This window comes from Paenibacillus sp. FSL P4-0081, from assembly GCF_000758565.1.
In the GTDB taxonomy this organism is placed as follows: domain Bacteria; phylum Bacillota; class Bacilli; order Paenibacillales; family Paenibacillaceae; genus Paenibacillus_AQ; species Paenibacillus_AQ phytohabitans.
In genome coordinates this window covers 825,840-844,491 of record NZ_CP009280.1, presented here as the reverse complement: position 1 = coordinate 844,491, position 18,652 = coordinate 825,840, and the positions used below count along the sequence as shown (strand labels likewise).

Genomic DNA, 18,652 nt, shown 5'->3' with positions numbered 1-18,652 from the left:
TTATGAATTGCGCATGATGATCGATTCCAGCATGTTGGCTACGTCTTCACATTTATCCGTGGTCGTCTCCAACCGCTCGTACAATTCTTTGCGCTTAATCAGCTCAATCGGGTCTTTTACAGTTTCGAACAGGGCCTTCGTACAGATACGAAGCACTTCATCGCCTTGGTTCTCCAGATCATTCAGACGGATCGTGTATTCACGGATCGCCAGCAGCTTCTTCTGGGAGAGCAAATGAACCGCTTTTTGGATTTCATACGCACTTTGGCGCAGAATTTCCGCGAACTGGACGATATACTCATCCGCATCCAGCAGGTTATACATATAGAAACGCGAGGCAGAAGCCTCCAGACCATCAATAACATCATCCATGCTTGTGATCAGGTCCATGATGTCGTCACGTTCCAGCGGCGTAATAAAAGTTTTGTTCAGTTCCTTGATGACGGTGTGCGTGTAGGTATCGCACTGGGATTCGTATTTCTTCATCACCCCGGCGAAATTCTCAACATTGTCCTGGAGAGTCGAAATATTCTGAGCGAAGTAATCTGCCGCCTGAACAATGGTATCCGCCATGTTTTCTAGCGTCTCAAAGAATATATCCTTTTTTCTCAACTTCATTAGCTTTAAACCCCTTTACATAAAATTGCCGTGAAAACGTGAAGCCACCCAAATGTAAACAGCATGAAAATGAATGACAACCCTTGTTATCTTATCATATCAATAGAATGGATAGAAGTAAAAAACCGAACTTTTTTACACTATAATAACAATTCCCTGTAATTGCGAAAATAATCATATGAACGGTTAATTATCCGGTGCTTATCAGGTGGGACTAGGTGTCAGCGCATAATCGACATGGCTGCCGAAGGATGGACTGTTCGGTACAATCAGAATATGCGTTATGCCGGGGTACATCAGCGCTTCCCTGCCGTCTTCTTTCACGAACCGGATGATGTCTCCGGGCCTGCGCGACCATTTGCCGGGAATCGCTACTCCGCGCTGAAACAGCAGCGCTTCCCCGCCCAGCTCCACATCCACCTGCAGCCTGCCGACATCATCGAGCACCTTATGGTCAGAGCCCATTACGATTACGTTCGCCGCTGCCACCGGACTGTTATTATTCAGATCCAGATGCGGTTTGCCGTTCACCCAGCGGACATAGGTGCGCTGCTCAGCATTATATTTATACCCCACCGTATAGCTCTTCAGCAGGAAGCTTACATTGAATTCCAGCGCGGGCTTCCCCTCAGTAGGCGCATAATCCGGATCTGTGAAAAGCAACCCGGGAACCTCCACACTTTCGGCAAATCCCAGCTTCCCTGCACCTTCCCGCAGCTTGGCGGCATTGCTGTATAGATTATGCGGGGCTTTGCGCTCCTTGTCCCGCCAGAAGTAGGCACCTGCACGGCCGATCTCGTCCATGTCCTCCTTCTTCTGCTTCTGCAGAATGGCGTAAGCCGCCGGACTGCCTCCCGCATGCACAGTCACACCGCCGTAGCTCTCGCCAATGTCGAGCAGATAAGGGCGGATACTGCGGATCGGGCCGATCTTCACCACCCCGGTATGAGTCTGGAAGATTCCGATCAGCCGGGTAATTCCGCCCTCCGCCAGTACTTCGTAGAGGATATCCGCTTCGCTGACTCCGGATTGCGGCCGGGCAGCCGGGGCATTATTGATCATGACTGCGAGCGGCCGGGGCAGCGTTCCGTCCGTAGCCGGAAGCCCCGTTAATCTGGATACTATTCCCGCTGCAGGCGCTATTGTCGGAGTGGGCTGCGCAGCTTCTGTCGGCTGGGGTTCAACAGTAGCTGCTACTGTAGTCGGCACTGGAACCGTTACTGCATTCTCTGTCCCGCAGGCGGAGAACAGCGCGGCAGCAAGGACGAAGACTGATATAGGACGGGCTGAAGACCGGTTTATCGTCATAAACTTGTTGTTCCTCCTAAAGTTTTGTCAGTAAGCTTTCTTTCATTTAATCATAGCTGGCAGAGTTTGTCTTGAGCACACGGGAAAATCTGCATACAAAAAAGGATACAGCCATTAAAGCGGCTGTATCCTGCATTTATTTGTGTATTAGTCGACCATCCAGCAGTTTAAGCTTAGGGTACCGTATTGATAGGCCTGAATCATTAACTGCGCCCGTCTGCCCTCATCGGCTGTACCCATTACATAGAAGAGCGGTACGAAATGTTCCTTCCCGTAGGTGGGAACGGCCTCCCGCACATGCGGAGCCTGCTTCTCAAATGCAAAAAGTGAAGCCAGATCCCATGCTTCGAGCCGCTCAGCGATCCAGGCATCGAAGTCGAGCGCCCAGGGCTCGGGCTGATCATCCTGCTTCAGCAGCCTGAGATTGTGGACCAGTCCTCCGCTTCCGATCAGGAGGATTCCTTCATCGCGCAGCGGGGCCAGCATCCGTCCGATATTGTACTGCTCTTCGGGAGAACGCATCGAATCGACGGATAAGGCTACGACGGGAATGTCGGCCTGCGGGAACATTTTCTTCAGAATAACCCAGACCCCATGGTCAAGGCCCCGGCCGAGTATAGGCTGATGACAAAGATTGCTATCCTTGAAGAGTGCGGAAATCCTGCTGCTTAACGCGGGATCGCCCGGGGCCGGGTAGGCCAGCTTATACATCTCTTCCGGAAAACCATAGAAATCATGCTGCGTTTCATGCTGTGCGTCCACTGTAATCAGCTGCTGGGGACTGTCCCAGTGCGCCGAGAAAACTACAATGCCGCGGGGCTTCCCCAGATCAGAACCCAGCCGCTCCAGGAAACGTGTGTATTCGTTATCCTCAAGAGCCAGCAGCGGAGAGCCGTGCGCAATAAAGAATGCCGGTAATTTCATAGGGTGCCAACCTCCATAACCCAGTATATGGTCTGCCCTTTTATTTTACCGCTTATTCTTACGTATTGCACGCATGGTACTTCTCCTATATCATCCAGTTCTGCCATTCCTCCTGCAGATGCTCCTGCTGATTCATCCATTCCCTGGTGCGCTTAAGCACCTGCTCCTGTGCCGGACCTGACGAGAAGGTATGGTCGCCCTGGAAAATAATCTCCTTGTCGCAACGGCCTTCAGGACGTGTCCAGAACAGCTTCTGGTAGAGGAAGGCATAGTCAACAGGAATAACATCATCGGAGGTCCCGTGGATGACCAGCACATCACCGCTGAATTTCCCGGCCTCCTGGAACGGCTGGAACGCTGCCAGTGAGTTGAAGTACACCGGGGTGAACGAATAGCCGGAATAATCGGCTGAGCCGCTCTTCACCGACCGGTCATAGGCTTCCCTTCCGACAATCTTTACGATATCATTGAACGGATAGCCGACCGCAGACCACAGCACCAGGTTCTTCACCCGCCGGTCACGGACACCGGTCAGCAGCGCTACTGCACCGCCCAGACTATGTCCGATCAGCGTCACACGCTGCGGGTCCACATCGGCCGAGCTGATGCCGTAATCCAGCACCGCCCGGGTCTGGCTGATCATCGACTCCATATCTTCGCTTCCGTAATTACCGCTGCTCTCCCCGCAGCCTACGTAGTCAAAGCGGATAACCATATAGCCATCCTGCGCCAGCTCACGGGCTGCCTTAACGAAGATCCGGTCTACACCAATCCGGCTGCCCACGAAGCCGTGGCAGATCACTGCAAGCGGCACCCGGTTCTTGCACCGTCCGGTGCCTGCCTTGTCTGCGGATGGATAGTGTATGCTCGCTGTCAGTTCCTCTCCATTATGCCGGATGATAATATTCCGTTCCATTGCTGCGCCCTCCCTGAAAGCTGATTTATTTCAAATTATAATTATTCCGATTAATTTAGTATGATTTATATCTTTATTATACGATTCTCCTTAATTTCTTGTCAATAACCATAGTCCTCCGGATTTCCTGAAAAGAGCCCCTTCCGCTCCCGCAGGAGCAAAAGAGGCCGTGGTGCAAGCTTGAGCTTCACTCAGTCATAGCTGTCGTGAAACATATCATGGGTCTCCTGCCGGCCTTCCCAGTCTTCAAGTCCGTTCTCCGGTGTCACGCCCGCAGCATCCCAAAGACTGAAGCCGTCAGAATTGCCCCAATCCCCCACTTCATTAGCAGGTGCAGGCGCGAAGCCGTCGCCCACAAATTTGCCGGGTTCCTGTTTGTTCTCCTGTTTCATAACGCTCCCTGCCTTCCTCTAGCTATATTTGGTGAAGCAACCACCTCTTCAGTGTTCACTCTTCCAAACGGATTATTCAGGGATTAACGAAAGAAAAGTTACGCAGAAGCGGAATCTTCTGATCCGCCTGCAAGGGTTGTCCTTGCACACCACTGCTGCACAAACGTATACTCTAGGTTAAAGGCTAACCTGATTAATCCACCTTGGAGGTATACGTCCATACTATGAAAGTTAAAGCTATGATTAAGCAAAACAACCTGCTGCGTGAGCAGATGACGCCATTTAACCGCTCTTTTTTTGAAGATATGATTCTGGCCATGCGGGCCAGCTCGGTAGACTCTGTCCGTGCAGAGGAGCTGCTGCTGGAGGCGGCTGAACTGCTGCTGAAGGGGCAGGCCAAAGGCCGGAATGCCAAGCAAATCTTCGGCGAGAACCCCGGAGATTATTTCAAAGATGTGATGAACAGCAGCCCCCCGCGCTCTCCGCGCAGCAAGCTGAAGAACTCCCTGATGATCTCTTTGTCCGCCCTGACCATTCTGTTCGGAGTGATGGGCGCTGCCGGACTGATCATGCAGTGGAGCGGAGGTCCGGATGAAATCTTCGGCCAGATCAGTATTTTCACCCTTATCATAGTAGGTATCGGCTCGATTGTTCTGATTGAGCTAATTATGAAATGGATGGCCTCGTTGTCTGAGGACGATAGCCCGAAGCCCAAGGCTTTTGATATCAAAGGGCTGGGACTCTATGTCGGAATTGCGATTGCTGCCGTATTTGCCGGAATGTTCCTCGATAATCTGTTCCCGGTCATCCGGATTGCACCTTGGGTCAGTCTGGTTCTTGCCGCAGCTGGTGGTCTCGGACTGAAATTAATATTTTTCAAATCATAGAGAATATATTCAACTTTTATTCCACACAGGAGGAGACTTGTATGAAGAAGCACATCGTTCTAACCGCCGCTATTGCTCTGCTCATGGGGCTGGAGGCAGCAAGCTCCGCTCCTGCCCGTGCTGAGAGCAGCGCGGGCCGCGGCACAGGCACGTCTGAGGCGGCTGCCAGCGCTAAGGCGGGTGTTACCGGTGCAGCCGTCCTCAGCCATGCTGAGGCTGTCTACAGGGCTGCGCTGCCACTGTTCTCCTCAGGCAACCTGCCGGGTGCTATTACTTATATGAATACCAATCTGTATGCTGTCACTCCTTATCAGGCGACTGTTCTGACACTGAAGCTGGAGAACCTGCACAAATCGCTCCTGCCTTCCTGGGAGAAGAAATTCAGCAGCAGTGAGGTACAGCGGAAGCTCATCTCCGTCTATAAGGCGGGAGTCAGCATGGTGAGGCTGGCCGAGAGTACGGAGAATGCTTCACTTCGTGCGCTGCTGAAAAGCGCGGGAGAGAGCGGCTATAAGCTGGAGACGGCCGAAGGAACCTTTTTCCCGGTGATTGATTATGCCGCTTACCGCAAATATAAACTGTACGTGACAGAGGATATCCGTGATTATATTTCAATAATGGCGACCGAGTCGGATCTGCCCCCTTCCAAGGATAACGGGCTTGTGATCGCCTGGGGGGATGTCGCTTCCCGTGCACTAACCCAGGAGCAGTTCATTCAGACCTATCCCAAATCCAACCGCCTATCAGCAGTCAAGACACTTTATAACATGTACGCAGTGAATACATTCTATGGCCAGAACAACACGCCGCTCTTCCATTACGATAATCTGGAAATGGATCTGGAGGCACAGAAAGCCTACAGCAGCATCCTGGCCAAAAACAGCAGCACCAGTCCGTTCCTGCAGAAGCTCGATGGCTTCATGAAGCTGATGAAGAGCAACGGCTATCTCTTGGATGATGACGCCGAGCAGTATCTGAAGACAGAAGTGCCCCAGTCCTGATAAGCGTATAACTCAGCAGCACCGGATGTGCGCAGCAAACTTATCGCTATGAAATAAGACCCGCCCGGGTTGAACCCGGGCGGGTCTTATTCATATCCATATAAACGGCTATTGCCGCTGACAACGATTATATTAGATCAGCATGCTGAATAAATTGACATCCTTGTTGATCTCTACGTAATCCACGCCCTTCTGCTTCATCCGCTCAATCAGCGGGGCGTAGGCATCTGTGGACATCAGCTCAATGCCCACCAGTGCCGGGCCGTTCTCCTTCTCGTTCTTCTTCGTGTATTCGAACCGGGTAATGTCATCGTCGGGTCCGACTACCTCAGTCAGGAATTCACGCAGGGCACCCGCGCGCTGCGGAAAATTAACCATGAAATAATGCTTCAGGCCTTCATAGATCAGTGAACGCTCCTTGATCTCCTGCATCCGGTCGATATCATTATTGCCGCCGCTGACGATGCAGACCACGCTTTTGCCGCGGATCTGATCCCGGTACATGTCCAGCGCAGCAATCGGAAGCGAGCCTGCCGGCTCCACAACAATCGCATTCTCGTTATACAGCTCCAGAATGGTTGTACAAGCCTTGCCTTCCGGCACTTTGACTACATCATCCAGGAGCTTCGAACAGATGTCGAAGGTCAAGCCGCCGACACGTTTCACCGCCGCACCGTCAACAAACTTATTAATTTCCTTCAGGGTGATCACCTCACCGCACTCCATCGCCTCGCTCATGGAAGCTGCTCCGGTAGGCTCCACACCGATCACCTTGGTCGCCGGGCTCACGGTCTTCACATAGGTGGCTACACCTGCCGCCAGGCCGCCTCCGCCAATCGTAACAAATACAAAGTCAGCCGGCTTGTCCAGGCTCTCCATAATCTCCATCGCAATCGTACCATTGCCGGCGATAATGCGCGGCTCATCAAACGGGTGAATCAGCGTCATGCTATAGTCTATACAAGCCTGCAGCGCTTCATCGTAAGCATCGTCGAAGGTATCCCCCTTCAGAATCACTTCCACGAATTCGCCGCCAAAACGCCGGACCTGCTTAATCTTCTGATTAGGTGTAGTGCTCGGCATAAAGATCTTGCCTTTGATTCCCAGTGCCTTACAGGAATACGCCACACCCTGGGCATGGTTACCCGCACTTGCACATACAATCCCCTTGGCTCTGTCCTCGTCGGACAGACTGCGGATCATATTGTAGGCCCCGCGGATCTTGAAGGAGCGTACAATCTGCAAATCTTCGCGTTTCAAATACACATTACAGCCGTATTTAGCTGACAGTACCGCATCCAGCTGCAGCGGCGTACGGACGATAACCTCCCGCAGCACATGATGTGCGCGTACAATATCTTCCATTCCTACGATCCGGTTTTCGCCTTCTCTCATCATTTCCTCGCCTCACTGTCTCTTTCTTATCGTTTCGCTTCTTGTAACATACTCTTCCAAGGACATTTTTTCAACCCTTGTCCTCCTCACACAATACAGAATCCACTGCCGGTGGAATCCTGCTACTCCACCCCTCATTCTTAAGTTCATCTTATATAGTTGTATAATGTGTAATTAAAAACAGCGAAAAGGGAGGCCCGCCTCTTATAACTGTATTCTGTACAACTAAATCTGCCCGAATGGGCAAGAACCGTCTACATAGTGCTTTTTAGTTGCACGAAATACAACTAAACGGATAATTGGTTGTAAATCAGACGTTTTAGTTGTACAAAGTGCAATTAAGCCTACCGGAAGACCCTCCTAGGCATATACCGTAATCCCTTCACGGCGTCCTACCCTCATACTTTAATCTCCTCATTTCCTCATTTAGCACTCCAAATGCCCTTCCTATGCGCCTATGCTTACTTTCCATACGCAACAAGCAAACGGCCCTGCCATACATCAGCAGGACCGTCCCCTAGCTTGCTATAACTAGACCTTAAACCGCGAGACCGTCTGCAGCAGCTGCGCCGAGCTCATCTTGATCTCCTCCATCTCGGCAACGATGCTGCCGGACTTGCCGATGATCTGCTCCGCCTGGACGGCGATGACCCCGGCCCCTTCTGCGCCTTCATTCGTTGCACTGCCCGTCTCGCTGATCGCAGTCAGCATGCTCTGAATGGAAGCCAGCAGCTCTTCGGAGGTGGCACTGAAGTCCGTTACCAGCTCATCAATATACTTGGCATCTTCGCTGTACCGCTCACCCGTCTCCTGCATCGCATCGTAATCCTTCAGCACCTGCCGGTCCATGAACCGCAGCATGCTCTCCGCGCCCTCAACCAGATTGGATACCGCCTGGACTACCGCTTCAGTAACTCCCTGGATTTCGGTCACCGTCTCCCGCGAGTTATCAGCCAGCTTGCGGATTTCCTCCGCCACAACGGCGAAGCCTCTGCCCGCATCCCCGGCTCTAGCAGCCTCAATGGAAGCGTTCAGCGACAGCAGATTGGTCTGGGCGGCAATTTCCAGAATCGCTCCTGTGAGCGCGCCTATCTGCGAGATCGACTTCGACTGTTCAAGCGCCATGCGCAGCTTTTCTTCACTCTGTCCGTAGATATGATCCGCCTGCCTGCGTGACTCAAATGCTCCCTCTTTCAGCTTATCCGCCCGTACATTAATTTCCCGGGCCGCATCTGCCCCCTCTTGGGCTTTGCGGGCGATACCGTTAATGGCATGCTCGAATTCGATCGTGCTGGCGTTCATTTCTTCCATCGAAGCCGCCGTCTGCTGCATGCCCGCTGACAGCTCTTCGGTAATCCCCGAAATATCGGTGATGCTGCCGTCGAGCACGAACACATTCTTCTCCGTATTCTCCACTGCGCCAGAGATGCTCTGCGAGCTGCGCATGATTTCCTGAATCAGCGACTGCTGTGAGGAGATCATATCGTTGAAGCCCTCTGCCAGTACGCCGATTTCCCCTTTGGCGGTAACCTTTGCTCTTACCGACAGGTCGCCGGACATCGCTTTTCGGAAGGCAGCCGTTAGGATAGGAATCTGCTTCAAAATACTGTTGGAGACAAAGTACAGCAACACAGACATCACTACAATTGAAGCAATAATCGAGAGAATAAAGATCAGCTCGAATTTCTTCAATTCCTGCTCCGCTTTTTTCTCCGGTACGATCAGCGCCACAGACCACTGGTTCTCTACAGCCGGCGAATACGACACATAACTGGCCTCGCCGTCAATATCCGTCTTTATCACATTCGAGCCCCACTGTACCATCTTATCCCCGACAGCTTTCCAGTCTTCACCGAGATCGGACATTTTCTTCAGCAGAATATTGTCTGTATCCGGATGGTAGATGAAGGTTCCTGTCTTATCAATCAGTACGGCATACCCGCTGCCATTGTAATTAAAAGCGCTCAGCGCCTGGGTAATCTGCTCCGTGGAGATATCGGCACCCGCCACACCGATCAGCTTGCCGGCATCGTCGAGAATCGGTGCGCTGACGCTGACGACCATTTTGCCGGAGCCGGCATCAATATAGGGATCCGTAACCGTAACACGCTTATTCTTGGCTGTGCTGGCATACCAGCCCCGCTCCTTCAGCACGAAGTCCGCCGGCGGCTCGAACTCATCCTGCGTAATCACCTTGTTCGCAGCATCCAGACCTATATACACATTCAGCAGGTTCTTATTGTTGTTCTTGACCAGATTCAGGGTGCGGATCAGTTCACTGTACCCGCTGGTGGTCTTCGCTGTTTCCGGATCACTTACACTGGCGATATAGTCACGGATATAGGCGTTGGCATTCAGAAGCTCTACACTGTCCGAAGCGGGCTGCAGCAGCTCGTTGACCTTAACGCTTATCTCTCCTTTCTGATAGGTCAGCGAATTGTTCAGGCCATTGACTATAATCTGCTTGGCATTGCTGTAAATCACTACGGATACAATCACAAGAATAACAATCACAGAGAGGATCACGGACATAAACAGCTTGCCGCGGATTCCCATATTGCTGAAAGAGGCTATAAGCTTCCTCTCCCTGCCCCTTCTGTTCTTCCCCAGTGTCATAGGTCCTTCCACCTTCCATGTATAAAGACTCAGGTCAGCTATGCTGCTCCGAATCTTCTCTATCTTTCGACTTATTTCTGCAAAAATCCCCTTTATCCCTTTACCGTTTCCCCGTAAGCTGTGAAAAAACTGTGACCATGTCAGATATTTTCTCACAAATGTCATGTCCATCATCTGAATATCCCGCATTTCTGCTTATTCATGTCAGGTTATTTGCACAAAAAAACCCTTGTATCTGCGCTATTCAGCAAATAAAAGGGAGTATGAGTTCATACACCAATATTCAGTTCCTATTATCCGGGAGTACGCCGCCCTACTGCTCGAGCAGCTCCTGAAACCATTTCAGGTTCAATTCATGGTGCGCTCTGACATTATTCATCATCGACTTTGCCGTGTAGTAGATCCTATCTTGCTTGGCATCCAGCGCAGAATCAATTTCAGCAATTTTGCGCCGTGTTTGCTCCATCTGCACCGCTACGGCCGACTTGAACCGCTCAGAATCATATTGGTGGGCGAATAGCGTGGTCATATAAAAGGCTAACGTGATATCGTCCGTCTGCAGCGAATATTTAGCCATCAGCGCTTTGAAATGCTCGTCGCCCTGCGTCGTAATCTCGTAGATGTATTGTTCAGGATAGTTGTTAACGCTAACGACTTCAACCAGCCGGACCAAGCCCTCACCCGCTAACCTCTGCAGGTTGTAATACAGTGATCCCTTCGTCATATGAGCGAGATACCTGTAGTCCCGTTCCTTAAAGACATTCATCAATTCATAAGCGCTGGATGGTCCGCAATCCTTCAGCAAACCCAGTATTAATAAGGGTATAATAATAATTCCTCTTTCTATAGATTATTGAAAATCAAGGATATGCTCAGATATCCATTCTCTGAACGTATAAGGCTCCCGTCCCAGAATAGCCAGTACCGTGTCCGTCACGGCGAGCTTATGCTTCAGGGTATACTCCCAGTCCTGGACTCTAAGAGTAATATACTCTTCAGCAATGTACTTGCCCATATAGGATCGGAAGTCATCGATTGTCTGCTCTTCCAGTTCAAGCGATTGTCCTAAATGTTTGGAAATTTCTGTCAATATGTTCCGCTGGCTGAGAATACTCGCCCCTGTAAGCGTTAAGACCTGCCCAGAGAATCTGTCAAAATCGGTAACAACCACGCTGATAACTTCAGCAATATCTGCTTCGTGCACACTGGCCAGCTTAGCCTCCAGGGCCGGTAACCGGATCGTCCCCCTATTGTATCTAAAAAGGTCCCCCCAGTAAATGGTATTATGCATGAAGGCCTCAGCACGGATAAACACATACTGAAAGCCATACGCCTGAATCTGATCCTCGACTTTTTTATGTTTAATCGCATTCTCGTTGTAACCGGCATCCGAGCGGTTGATGGAGGCTGAGGATAAGAACACGATGTTCCGGACACCCTTGGCCCGGGCAGCCTGCAGAATCTCTTCAGCATCATCCAGAAGGATCAGGAATAAGGTCTCCACGCCGCGCAGGCTGTCTGACCAGGCGCTGCAATTCTTGATATCGCCGGTGACGATCATCATATGCTCTGTCCGGTCTGTTAACAGCTTCTCAGGTGTTCGGGTGAGGGCTTTAAATTCGATATCCTTAAGCTTGAGGTAATGTATAACCCGATTTCCAACGGTTCCAGTTGCTCCAGTAATAAATAACATTACAAGGACCTCTTTTCCGAAAATTTAGTCTAATTAGACCACATCACATAATTTAGTCTAATTAGACTAAATTGGCAAGGATTATTATACAAAAAAACACAGCCCCGGAGGACTGTGTCAGAAATTTCATGTTCAGATCATAATATAGATCATCTATATTCTATTGTTTCAGCATCCATTTGAGCAGATCCGGCATGCTTGCCCACAAACGCGAATGCATAATGACATATTCAATGGCTTCATTGGAATCGCCCATTCCGACAAAATCCGGGAGATTATGCGGCAGCCGCTTCACACCCAGCAGATAATCAGGCACATGCTTGTTCACCCCGCGCGCAACACGGTACAGCATTTTGAGCTGTGAGGTAATTCCGTTCTTCTTGAACTCCAGTACAATCCGGTCATAGGCAAAAGCCGCTGCGGCATCGTCTTCCCCGTAGTTCTTGATCACCCGCTCCGCTTCCTTCAACTGGTTGCTGTACAAGTAGACAGCGGTCAAAAGATAGCGTGCACCGGTATTGTCATCCGGGTTAAGCTCGAGAATATGCTCCAGAATCTCCGCTGCTTCCTCGGCCTTCCCGCCAAACCAGCAGGATTCCGCATAGCTTTGGCAGATACGGATATAAGGGCGGGTCTCCGTAAGCCCCCAGAAATACCCTTTGTTCTTGGTAAAATAAAGCTCGCCCAGTTCACGTCTGCCTGCAGCAATTCCCGCTTTGAGGAATTTACGCGCCTCATGCTCATTCTCCGATTCCTCGGCCAGGATAAGATAGGCATCCGGACTGTCCGGATAAATCTCCAGTGCCGTCTCCGCCAGCTGAACACGGCGTTTCGCAGAAGTGGCCTCCACCGCTTTGTACAGAAGGGCTTGCGCCTTCTCCTGGGGAGTACCCGGACCATTCAGCGTGATCAGCTCATCAGCTTCTCCGCCCATTCCGTATTCTTCGACATAATTATATAATTCTTTGACTTTACGGGAGATGGTGGCCGCCGTAACTTCGTATTTATCGGCAAGCTCCGTCTGCGACAGCATGAAGCCGTATTCCTCTGACAGCAGATATTCGATGGCCGCGCAGAACGAGCCGGCTTTCTTCACCGCAGGTTTGGTCTGCCGGGAGAAGCCATTCCACAGCACCAGGGCTTCCAGAATCAGTTCCCGGTCGTATTGATTTCTCATGCTCTCAATGAGCTGCAACGCCAGCTGTTCATGGGCCGGATGCTCCCATTTCAGTTCGCGTGCGACCATCTTTTTCAGCTTGGGCAGTGTAAGCTTACTCTCGGTACGTACCGCGGCCTCCGCTGCTGACTGTTCCTGTACGGATTCGCTGAATACAGCCTCTTGTGCTGCCGCATCCTCCGTCGTTACCAGCCGCAGTATGGATTCGACCGCTGACGTTTCTTTATCCAAGCAGCACTTCTTATATTTTTTCCCGCTTCCGCATGGGCATAAGTCATTTCTTCCGACCTTACTCAAAAACAATTCCCCCTTAAATCTGTAACTAAGCATCCGTAAAAAACGGCATCGCTGTTATTGTACTTATTATTTAAGTATCATTTCCCGGCATGGGGCTTTCTATATCCCCTGAACATTCAGCAAGTGGAAACGGCTTGCCCATCCTGTTAAGGACAGTTCAAAAATATAAATCCCTAAATTTTAAAAAAGGCCTTTCCATGAAAGGAAAGACCCTTTATCTGTATATATCCGCACATTTTCCCCCGTACGAGTTGTATTATAGCACTTCTCCTACTACTTGTCAGTCCTTTTTTTGGGACTAATAGCATAAACTAACCCCGCAAAGTGGGGCTTTAGCTTCGATGAGTATACGGGTAATTTGCATTGGCCCCAAAGCATAGGCACTCTTATCTGGCTGAAATACAGTGCTTTATCCTCAGATCAGAGCCTTCATAGCGATGTCACTACGGCACTGTTTGCCCGGGAAGGTGATCTTTCCGGCACTGGCATATGCTGCTGCACGCGCTTCAGCAATCGTAGGACCCATGCCTACAACTCCAAGCACCCGGCCGCCGCTGGTTACCCAGCTGCCATCCTCACCGCGTGCAGTTCCCGCATGGAAGACCAGACTTGTACCGTTCTCCTCCAGTCCGCTGATCGGCACACCCTTCGGATACGGACCGGGATAACCTTCCGAAGCCAGGACCACGCAGACTGCGGCCTCATCGCTCCATTCAATCTGAATATCCGCCAGCCTGCCTTCTGTAACAGCCAGAAAGATCTCCAGCAAGTCGCTTTGTAGCCGGGGAAGAACAACCTGCGTCTCGGGATCACCGAAGCGGGCATTGAATTCTATCGTCTTCGGTCTGCCGTCCGGCGAGATCATGAGCCCTGCGAACAGTACGCCGCTGAAGGGGCGCCCCTCAGCCACCATGGCTTTGGCTGTCGGCTCGATGATGGTCTCCACTGCTTCGCGGATAATAGCCTCATCGATATGCGGAAGCGGGGAGTATGTCCCCATGCCTCCCGTATTAGGTCCTTTATCGCCGTCGAATACCGGCTTATGGTCCTGTGCAGCCGCCATCGGCCGCACTGTTTCGCCATCCACAAAGGCCAGAATCGACATTTCCTGCCCGGCCAGAAACTCCTCAATCACGACCTGTGCGCCGGCTTCACCGAACACCTTAGCCACCATGATATCCTGCAGAGCCGCCTCCGCTTCCTCAAGGGAATACGCCACGGTCACACCTTTGCCTGCGGCCAATCCGTCCGCCTTGATTACAATCGGCAGCTCCTGAGTACGCAGATAGGAAAGTGCAGTCCCATAATCACTGAACTTCTCATACGCCGCTGTCGGAATGCTGTACTTATGCAGCAGATCCTTCATGAAGGTCTTGCTGCCCTCGATTTCCGCCGCATTCTTCCGTGGGCCGAATACAGGAATATCCTTCGCTTCAAATGCATCGACGATCCCCGCTGCCAGCGGATCATCCGGTCCGATGACGACCAGCCCGATCTCCCGTTCCTTGGCAAACGCGGTCAGCTTATCGAACTCGAATACGCCGATCGGCACACATTCGGCAAACTGCGCAATCCCGGCGTTGCCGGGTGCACAGTAGATTTTACCGGCCTTGGGACTGCGGGTTAAGCTCCAGATGATCGCATGCTCCCGGCCGCCGCCGCCGACCACTAAAATATCCATAAGTATGTTACCCTCCCAGCGTTCTAGTGTTTGAAGTGGCGAACGCCGGTAAAGACCATGGCAATGCCGTATTCATTAGCAACCTTAATGGATTCCTCGTCCTTAATTGATCCGCCCGGCTGGATAACCGCCGTAATACCAGCCTTGGCAGCCATCTCCAGGGTGTCGCCCATCGGGAAGAAGGCATCTGACGCCAGTACGGAGCCTTTGGATTTCTCTCCGGCCTGCTCAATCGCAATCTTGGCCGCGCCGACACGGTTCATCTGTCCGGCACCTACGCCTACGGTCATATTATCAGCCGCCAGCACGATCGCGTTCGACTTCACATGCTTAACCACCTTCCAGCTGAACAGCAGCTGCTTCAGTTCTTCTTCCGTTGGCTTGCGGTCGGTTACGACCTGCAGCTCCTCCGGATTCACGGAATGAACGTCACTTTCCTGCACAACCATTCCGCCTTCAATGGAGGTTACGACAAAGCTGGTTTTGCGGGAAGCTGCCGTGCTGAGGTTACCAAGCTTGAGCAGGCGGATATTCTTTTTCTTCGTCAGGATCTCCAGCGCTTCATCCGTGAAGCCCGGAGCCAGAACGATCTCTAGGAAAATATCCTTCAGCATATTAGCCGTATCCTCATCGATAATCCGGTTCGCCGCAACAATTCCGCCGAAGATGGAGGTTGGATCGGCATTGTAAGCTTTTTGATAAGCCTCATATACACTCGCCCCCACGCCTACGCCGCAAGGATTCATATGCTTAACAGCCACTACAGCCGGTTCTTCGAACTCTTTTACAATCTGCAGAGCCGCATTAGCATCGTTAATATTGTTGTAGGACAGCTCCTTGCCGTGCAGCTGCTCGGCAGCGGTGAGTGTATCCTGCGCAGCCAGCGGCTTGCGGTAGAAAGCAGCCTTCTGATGCGGGTTCTCCCCGTAACGCAGATCCTGGATTTTCTCATAAGTGACAGTATAGCGCTCCGGCAGCGGTTCACCGGTTACATTCGCCAGATAATCGGCAATCAGGGCATCGTAAGCCGCCGTATGGCGGAAGACTTTGGCCGCAAGACGTTTGCGGGTTGCAAGGGTGGTATCTCCACCCGCACGAACTTCCTCAAGCACTGTAGCATAATCTGCCGCGTCCACTACCACACTGACAAAGGCGTGGTTCTTCGACGCCGAACGCAGCATCGTAGGTCCGCCGATATCGATATTTTCGATAGCTTCCTCATACGATACATCCGGCTTGGCAATGGTCTCCGCGAACGGATACAGATTCACCACTACGAGGTCGATGTAGTCGAGTCCAAGCTCGGTCATCTGCCGTGTATGCTCTTCGTTATCACGAACCGCAAGGAGGCCGCTGTGTACAGCAGGATGCAGCGTTTTGACGCGTCCATCCATAATTTCGGGAAAGCCCGTCACATCGGAAATCCCGATGACCGGAACGCCTTCTTTAGCCAGAAGTGTGCTGGTGCCGCCTGTGGAGATAATTTCTACGCCTAGTGCAGACAACTCGCGGCAAAAATCCACGATGCCCTGTTTGTCCGATACGCTGACCAGCGCTCTTTTGATACTCACTTTGAATAGTCCTCCTCTGGATTCACGCTAGATTAGGTTGTGGCCTATGATCGCAGGATCATTGCCGGTTAGCCCATGCTTATACTTGAGTTTATAATGTTTATAAAATAAGTGGATTTAAGTCATTTAATTTCGGCTTGTTATCAGCCAGATAGAAAGGTAGTTGGAAATTGTCCATCTAAATGATGCCATATGCGCCTTAGAGCCTACAAACGCCAGAATTAGTTGTACTTTATCCAATTACGTTCTGCGATCACTGGTATTCAGACAAATTAAGTGGAGTGAATTCAATTGCTGTATCGACAGCAACCGGCATGTCAGCAAACCCGTAATTCCGGCAATTTCAAACTGCCCAGTCAGCCAATCCGACATCTTGCAGACTTTGTGCAATATTTCCCGAGAAATATCAGAATCAGCCGCACCTGCCTGAAATACATTTTTTTGTTTGTCAGATCCGGCTGATATGGCTTCTGCTATTATTCGCCAATTGTCGTTATTCTTCCGTTCAGATCCACTCTGCCGGCTGCCAAAGCTGCCACCACTTCGGGATACAGCCCGTACTCTACCTGATGGATCCGTTCTGCCAATGATTCAGCGGTATCTCCCGGGTTCACCTCAACGCTGCGCTGAGCAATAACCGGTCCGGTATCCATGCCTCCGTCGACAAAATGCACCGTAACTCCCGTCAGCTTCACGCCATAATCCAGCGCCTGGCCAATCGCATCCTTACCTGCAAAGGCCGGCAAAAGCGACGGATGGATGTTGATGATCCGTCCCGCATAAGGCTCAAGCAGCACCGGTGAGATCAGCCGCATATACCCGGCCAACACGATCAGCCCGATGTCCCGGCGCTGAAGCTCAGCAACAATTGCTGCCTCGTACAGTTCACGGCCCGCGAAGTCCTTCGGCCGCAGCAGGAGGGCGGGAATTCCCGCTTCCTCCGCCCGCTGTGCCACAGGCGCTTCCGGCTTGTCTGAGACCAGCAGCTCTATGCTGCCTCCGCCGAGCTTCCCCTCCTGCTGCGCCTGGACCAGTGCGGCGAAATTGCTGCCCTGCCCCGAAGCAAATACAGCGATCCGGCTCCACTCCATCAGACTTCAGCTCCTGTAAAGGTTACCTTGCGTTCGCCTTCCGTTACAGTCCCGATAAGATAAGCTTCTTCCCCGCTGGCCTTCAGCAGCTCCAGCGCGCGCGCTCCGTCCGCTTCAGCTACTACCAGCACAAGACCGATGCCCATGTTAAATGTGGTGAACATATCGCGGTTGCTTACATTGCCTTTGCTCTGCATCAAGCCGAAGACCGGCTGAATCGGCCAAGAGCCGTAGTTAATCTCTACGTTTACATTCTCAGGCAGCACGCGCGGGATATTCTCGATGAACCCGCCTCCGGTAATGTGAGCCATGCCTTTAACCGGAAGCTGTTCCAGCAGCGACAACAGCGGCTTCACATAGATTTTGGTTGGAGCCAGCAGCACATCCACGAGCGGAGCGCCCAGTTCAGGCACTACTTCATTCAGTCCGTAGCCGTCTTCCTCCAGCAAAAGTTTGCGCACGAGCGAGAACCCGTTGCTGTGGATACCGCTGGAAGCAAGGCCGATCACCGTGTCTCCCGGAGCAATGTCCGCGCCGGTTACGAGCTTCGCCTTGTCGGCAACGCCTACCGTAAATCCGGCGATATCGTACTCGCCGGCCGAATACATCCCCGGCATCTCGGCCGTTTCGCCGCCAATTAATGCGCAGCCTGCCTGATGGCAGCCTTCGGCGATTCCGGCGACAATCGCCTCGATCTTCTCCGGCACTACCTTGTCGCAGGCCAGATAGTCGAGGAAGAACAGCGGCTCTGCGCCCTGTACTACGATGTCATTCACACACATGGCTACAGCATCGATGCCAATCGTGTCGTGGCGGTCCGCTGCGAACGCGATTTTGAGCTTCGTGCCCACGCCGTCCGTTCCTGATACGAGAACAGGCTCTTCATATTTGTCCTTATTCAGGCCAAACAGTGCGCCGAATCCGCCCAGCTCCGTCATCACTTCAGGACGGTAGGTGCGCTTCACATGCTTCTTCATGCGTTCTACCGCTTCATTGCCAGCCGCAATATCCACTCCGGCGTTTTTATAAGCTTCCGACACTTTTGGACACCTCATTTAAGTTAGTTTAGAGCGCGGGTTCGGGGC

16 protein-coding genes are annotated in these 18,652 nt (G+C 51.8%); 2 read left to right on the top strand and 14 right to left on the bottom strand.

From position 1 onward, the window contains the following. From P40081_RS03745 to P40081_RS03725, 5 genes are all read right to left on the bottom strand, one after another. A complete protein-coding gene (locus P40081_RS03745) occupies positions 1-618 on the bottom strand; it encodes a DUF47 domain-containing protein (protein WP_039298293.1) in 618 nt (205 codons plus the stop codon). A gap of 204 nt (positions 619-822) precedes the next feature. Next, positions 823-1,926, bottom strand: coding sequence for a DUF3048 domain-containing protein (locus P40081_RS03740; protein WP_042133426.1), 1,104 nt, complete (start codon positions 1,924-1,926; stop codon positions 823-825). Positions 1,927-2,073: 147 nt separating this feature from the next. After that, complete coding sequence (locus P40081_RS03735) at positions 2,074-2,850, bottom strand: DODA-type extradiol aromatic ring-opening family dioxygenase (RefSeq protein WP_042133424.1); 777 nt, start codon at positions 2,848-2,850, stop codon at positions 2,074-2,076. 85 nt (positions 2,851-2,935) lie between these two features. Next, positions 2,936-3,766, bottom strand: a complete 831-nt coding sequence (locus P40081_RS03730; RefSeq protein ID WP_039298286.1) for an alpha/beta hydrolase family protein — start codon at positions 3,764-3,766, stop codon at positions 2,936-2,938. A 191-nt stretch (positions 3,767-3,957) separates the two neighbouring features. Next, on the bottom strand, positions 3,958-4,158 hold the full coding sequence (locus P40081_RS03725) for a hypothetical protein (protein ID WP_042133422.1): 201 nt from the start codon (positions 4,156-4,158) through the stop codon (positions 3,958-3,960). Between the two features lie 224 nt (positions 4,159-4,382). Here P40081_RS03725 and P40081_RS03720 point away from each other — a divergent pair, with 224 nt between their 5' ends. Then, the gene (locus P40081_RS03720; protein ID WP_042133420.1) at positions 4,383-5,045 is read left to right on the top strand and encodes a DUF1129 family protein; all 663 of its coding nucleotides are present in this window, start codon (positions 4,383-4,385) and stop codon (positions 5,043-5,045) included. A gap of 41 nt (positions 5,046-5,086) precedes the next feature. Beyond that, a complete protein-coding gene (locus P40081_RS03715; protein ID WP_052421658.1) occupies positions 5,087-6,046 on the top strand; it encodes a hypothetical protein in 960 nt (319 codons plus the stop codon). A 132-nt stretch (positions 6,047-6,178) separates the two neighbouring features. Here the strand turns inward: P40081_RS03715 and ilvA are convergent, their stop codons facing one another. The 9 genes from ilvA to purM all read right to left on the bottom strand — a co-directional run bounded on the left by ilvA (position 6,179) and on the right by purM (position 18,607). Beyond that, complete coding sequence (ilvA, locus tag P40081_RS03710) at positions 6,179-7,441, bottom strand: threonine ammonia-lyase IlvA (RefSeq protein ID WP_039298277.1); 1,263 nt, start codon at positions 7,439-7,441, stop codon at positions 6,179-6,181. Positions 7,442-7,972: 531 nt separating this feature from the next. Then, a complete protein-coding gene (locus P40081_RS03705) occupies positions 7,973-10,057 on the bottom strand; it encodes a methyl-accepting chemotaxis protein (RefSeq protein ID WP_052421657.1) in 2,085 nt (694 codons plus the stop codon). Positions 10,058-10,370: 313 nt separating this feature from the next. Further along, positions 10,371-10,862, bottom strand: a complete 492-nt coding sequence (locus P40081_RS03700) for a PadR family transcriptional regulator (protein WP_052421656.1) — start codon at positions 10,860-10,862, stop codon at positions 10,371-10,373. Positions 10,863-10,907: 45 nt separating this feature from the next. Further along, positions 10,908-11,750 carry an NmrA family NAD(P)-binding protein gene (locus P40081_RS03695; protein WP_042133417.1) on the bottom strand — a complete coding sequence of 281 codons (843 nt, stop codon included), beginning with the start codon at positions 11,748-11,750 and terminating at the stop codon, positions 10,908-10,910. A gap of 160 nt (positions 11,751-11,910) precedes the next feature. Further along, positions 11,911-13,257 (bottom strand): SEC-C metal-binding domain-containing protein, encoded by a 1,347-nt coding sequence (locus P40081_RS03690; protein WP_144026201.1) that lies wholly within the window; start codon positions 13,255-13,257, stop codon positions 11,911-11,913. A 382-nt stretch (positions 13,258-13,639) separates the two neighbouring features. Next, entirely contained in the window at positions 13,640-14,905 is a 1,266-nt protein-coding gene (purD, locus tag P40081_RS03685) for a phosphoribosylamine--glycine ligase (RefSeq protein ID WP_042133413.1), read from the bottom strand. 23 nt (positions 14,906-14,928) lie between these two features. Beyond that, positions 14,929-16,476 (bottom strand): bifunctional phosphoribosylaminoimidazolecarboxamide formyltransferase/IMP cyclohydrolase, encoded by a 1,548-nt coding sequence (gene purH, locus P40081_RS03680; RefSeq protein ID WP_042133411.1) that lies wholly within the window; start codon positions 16,474-16,476, stop codon positions 14,929-14,931. Positions 16,477-16,952: 476 nt separating this feature from the next. Then, positions 16,953-17,567, bottom strand: a complete 615-nt coding sequence (gene purN / locus P40081_RS03675; protein ID WP_042133409.1) for a phosphoribosylglycinamide formyltransferase — start codon at positions 17,565-17,567, stop codon at positions 16,953-16,955. Then, positions 17,567-18,607: a phosphoribosylformylglycinamidine cyclo-ligase gene (gene purM / locus P40081_RS03670; protein ID WP_042133407.1), complete on the bottom strand. Its 1,041-nt coding sequence runs from the start codon at positions 18,605-18,607 to the stop codon at positions 17,567-17,569. The genes purN and purM overlap by 1 nt, the downstream gene beginning before the upstream one ends. Between the last annotated feature and the right edge of the window lie 45 nt (positions 18,608-18,652).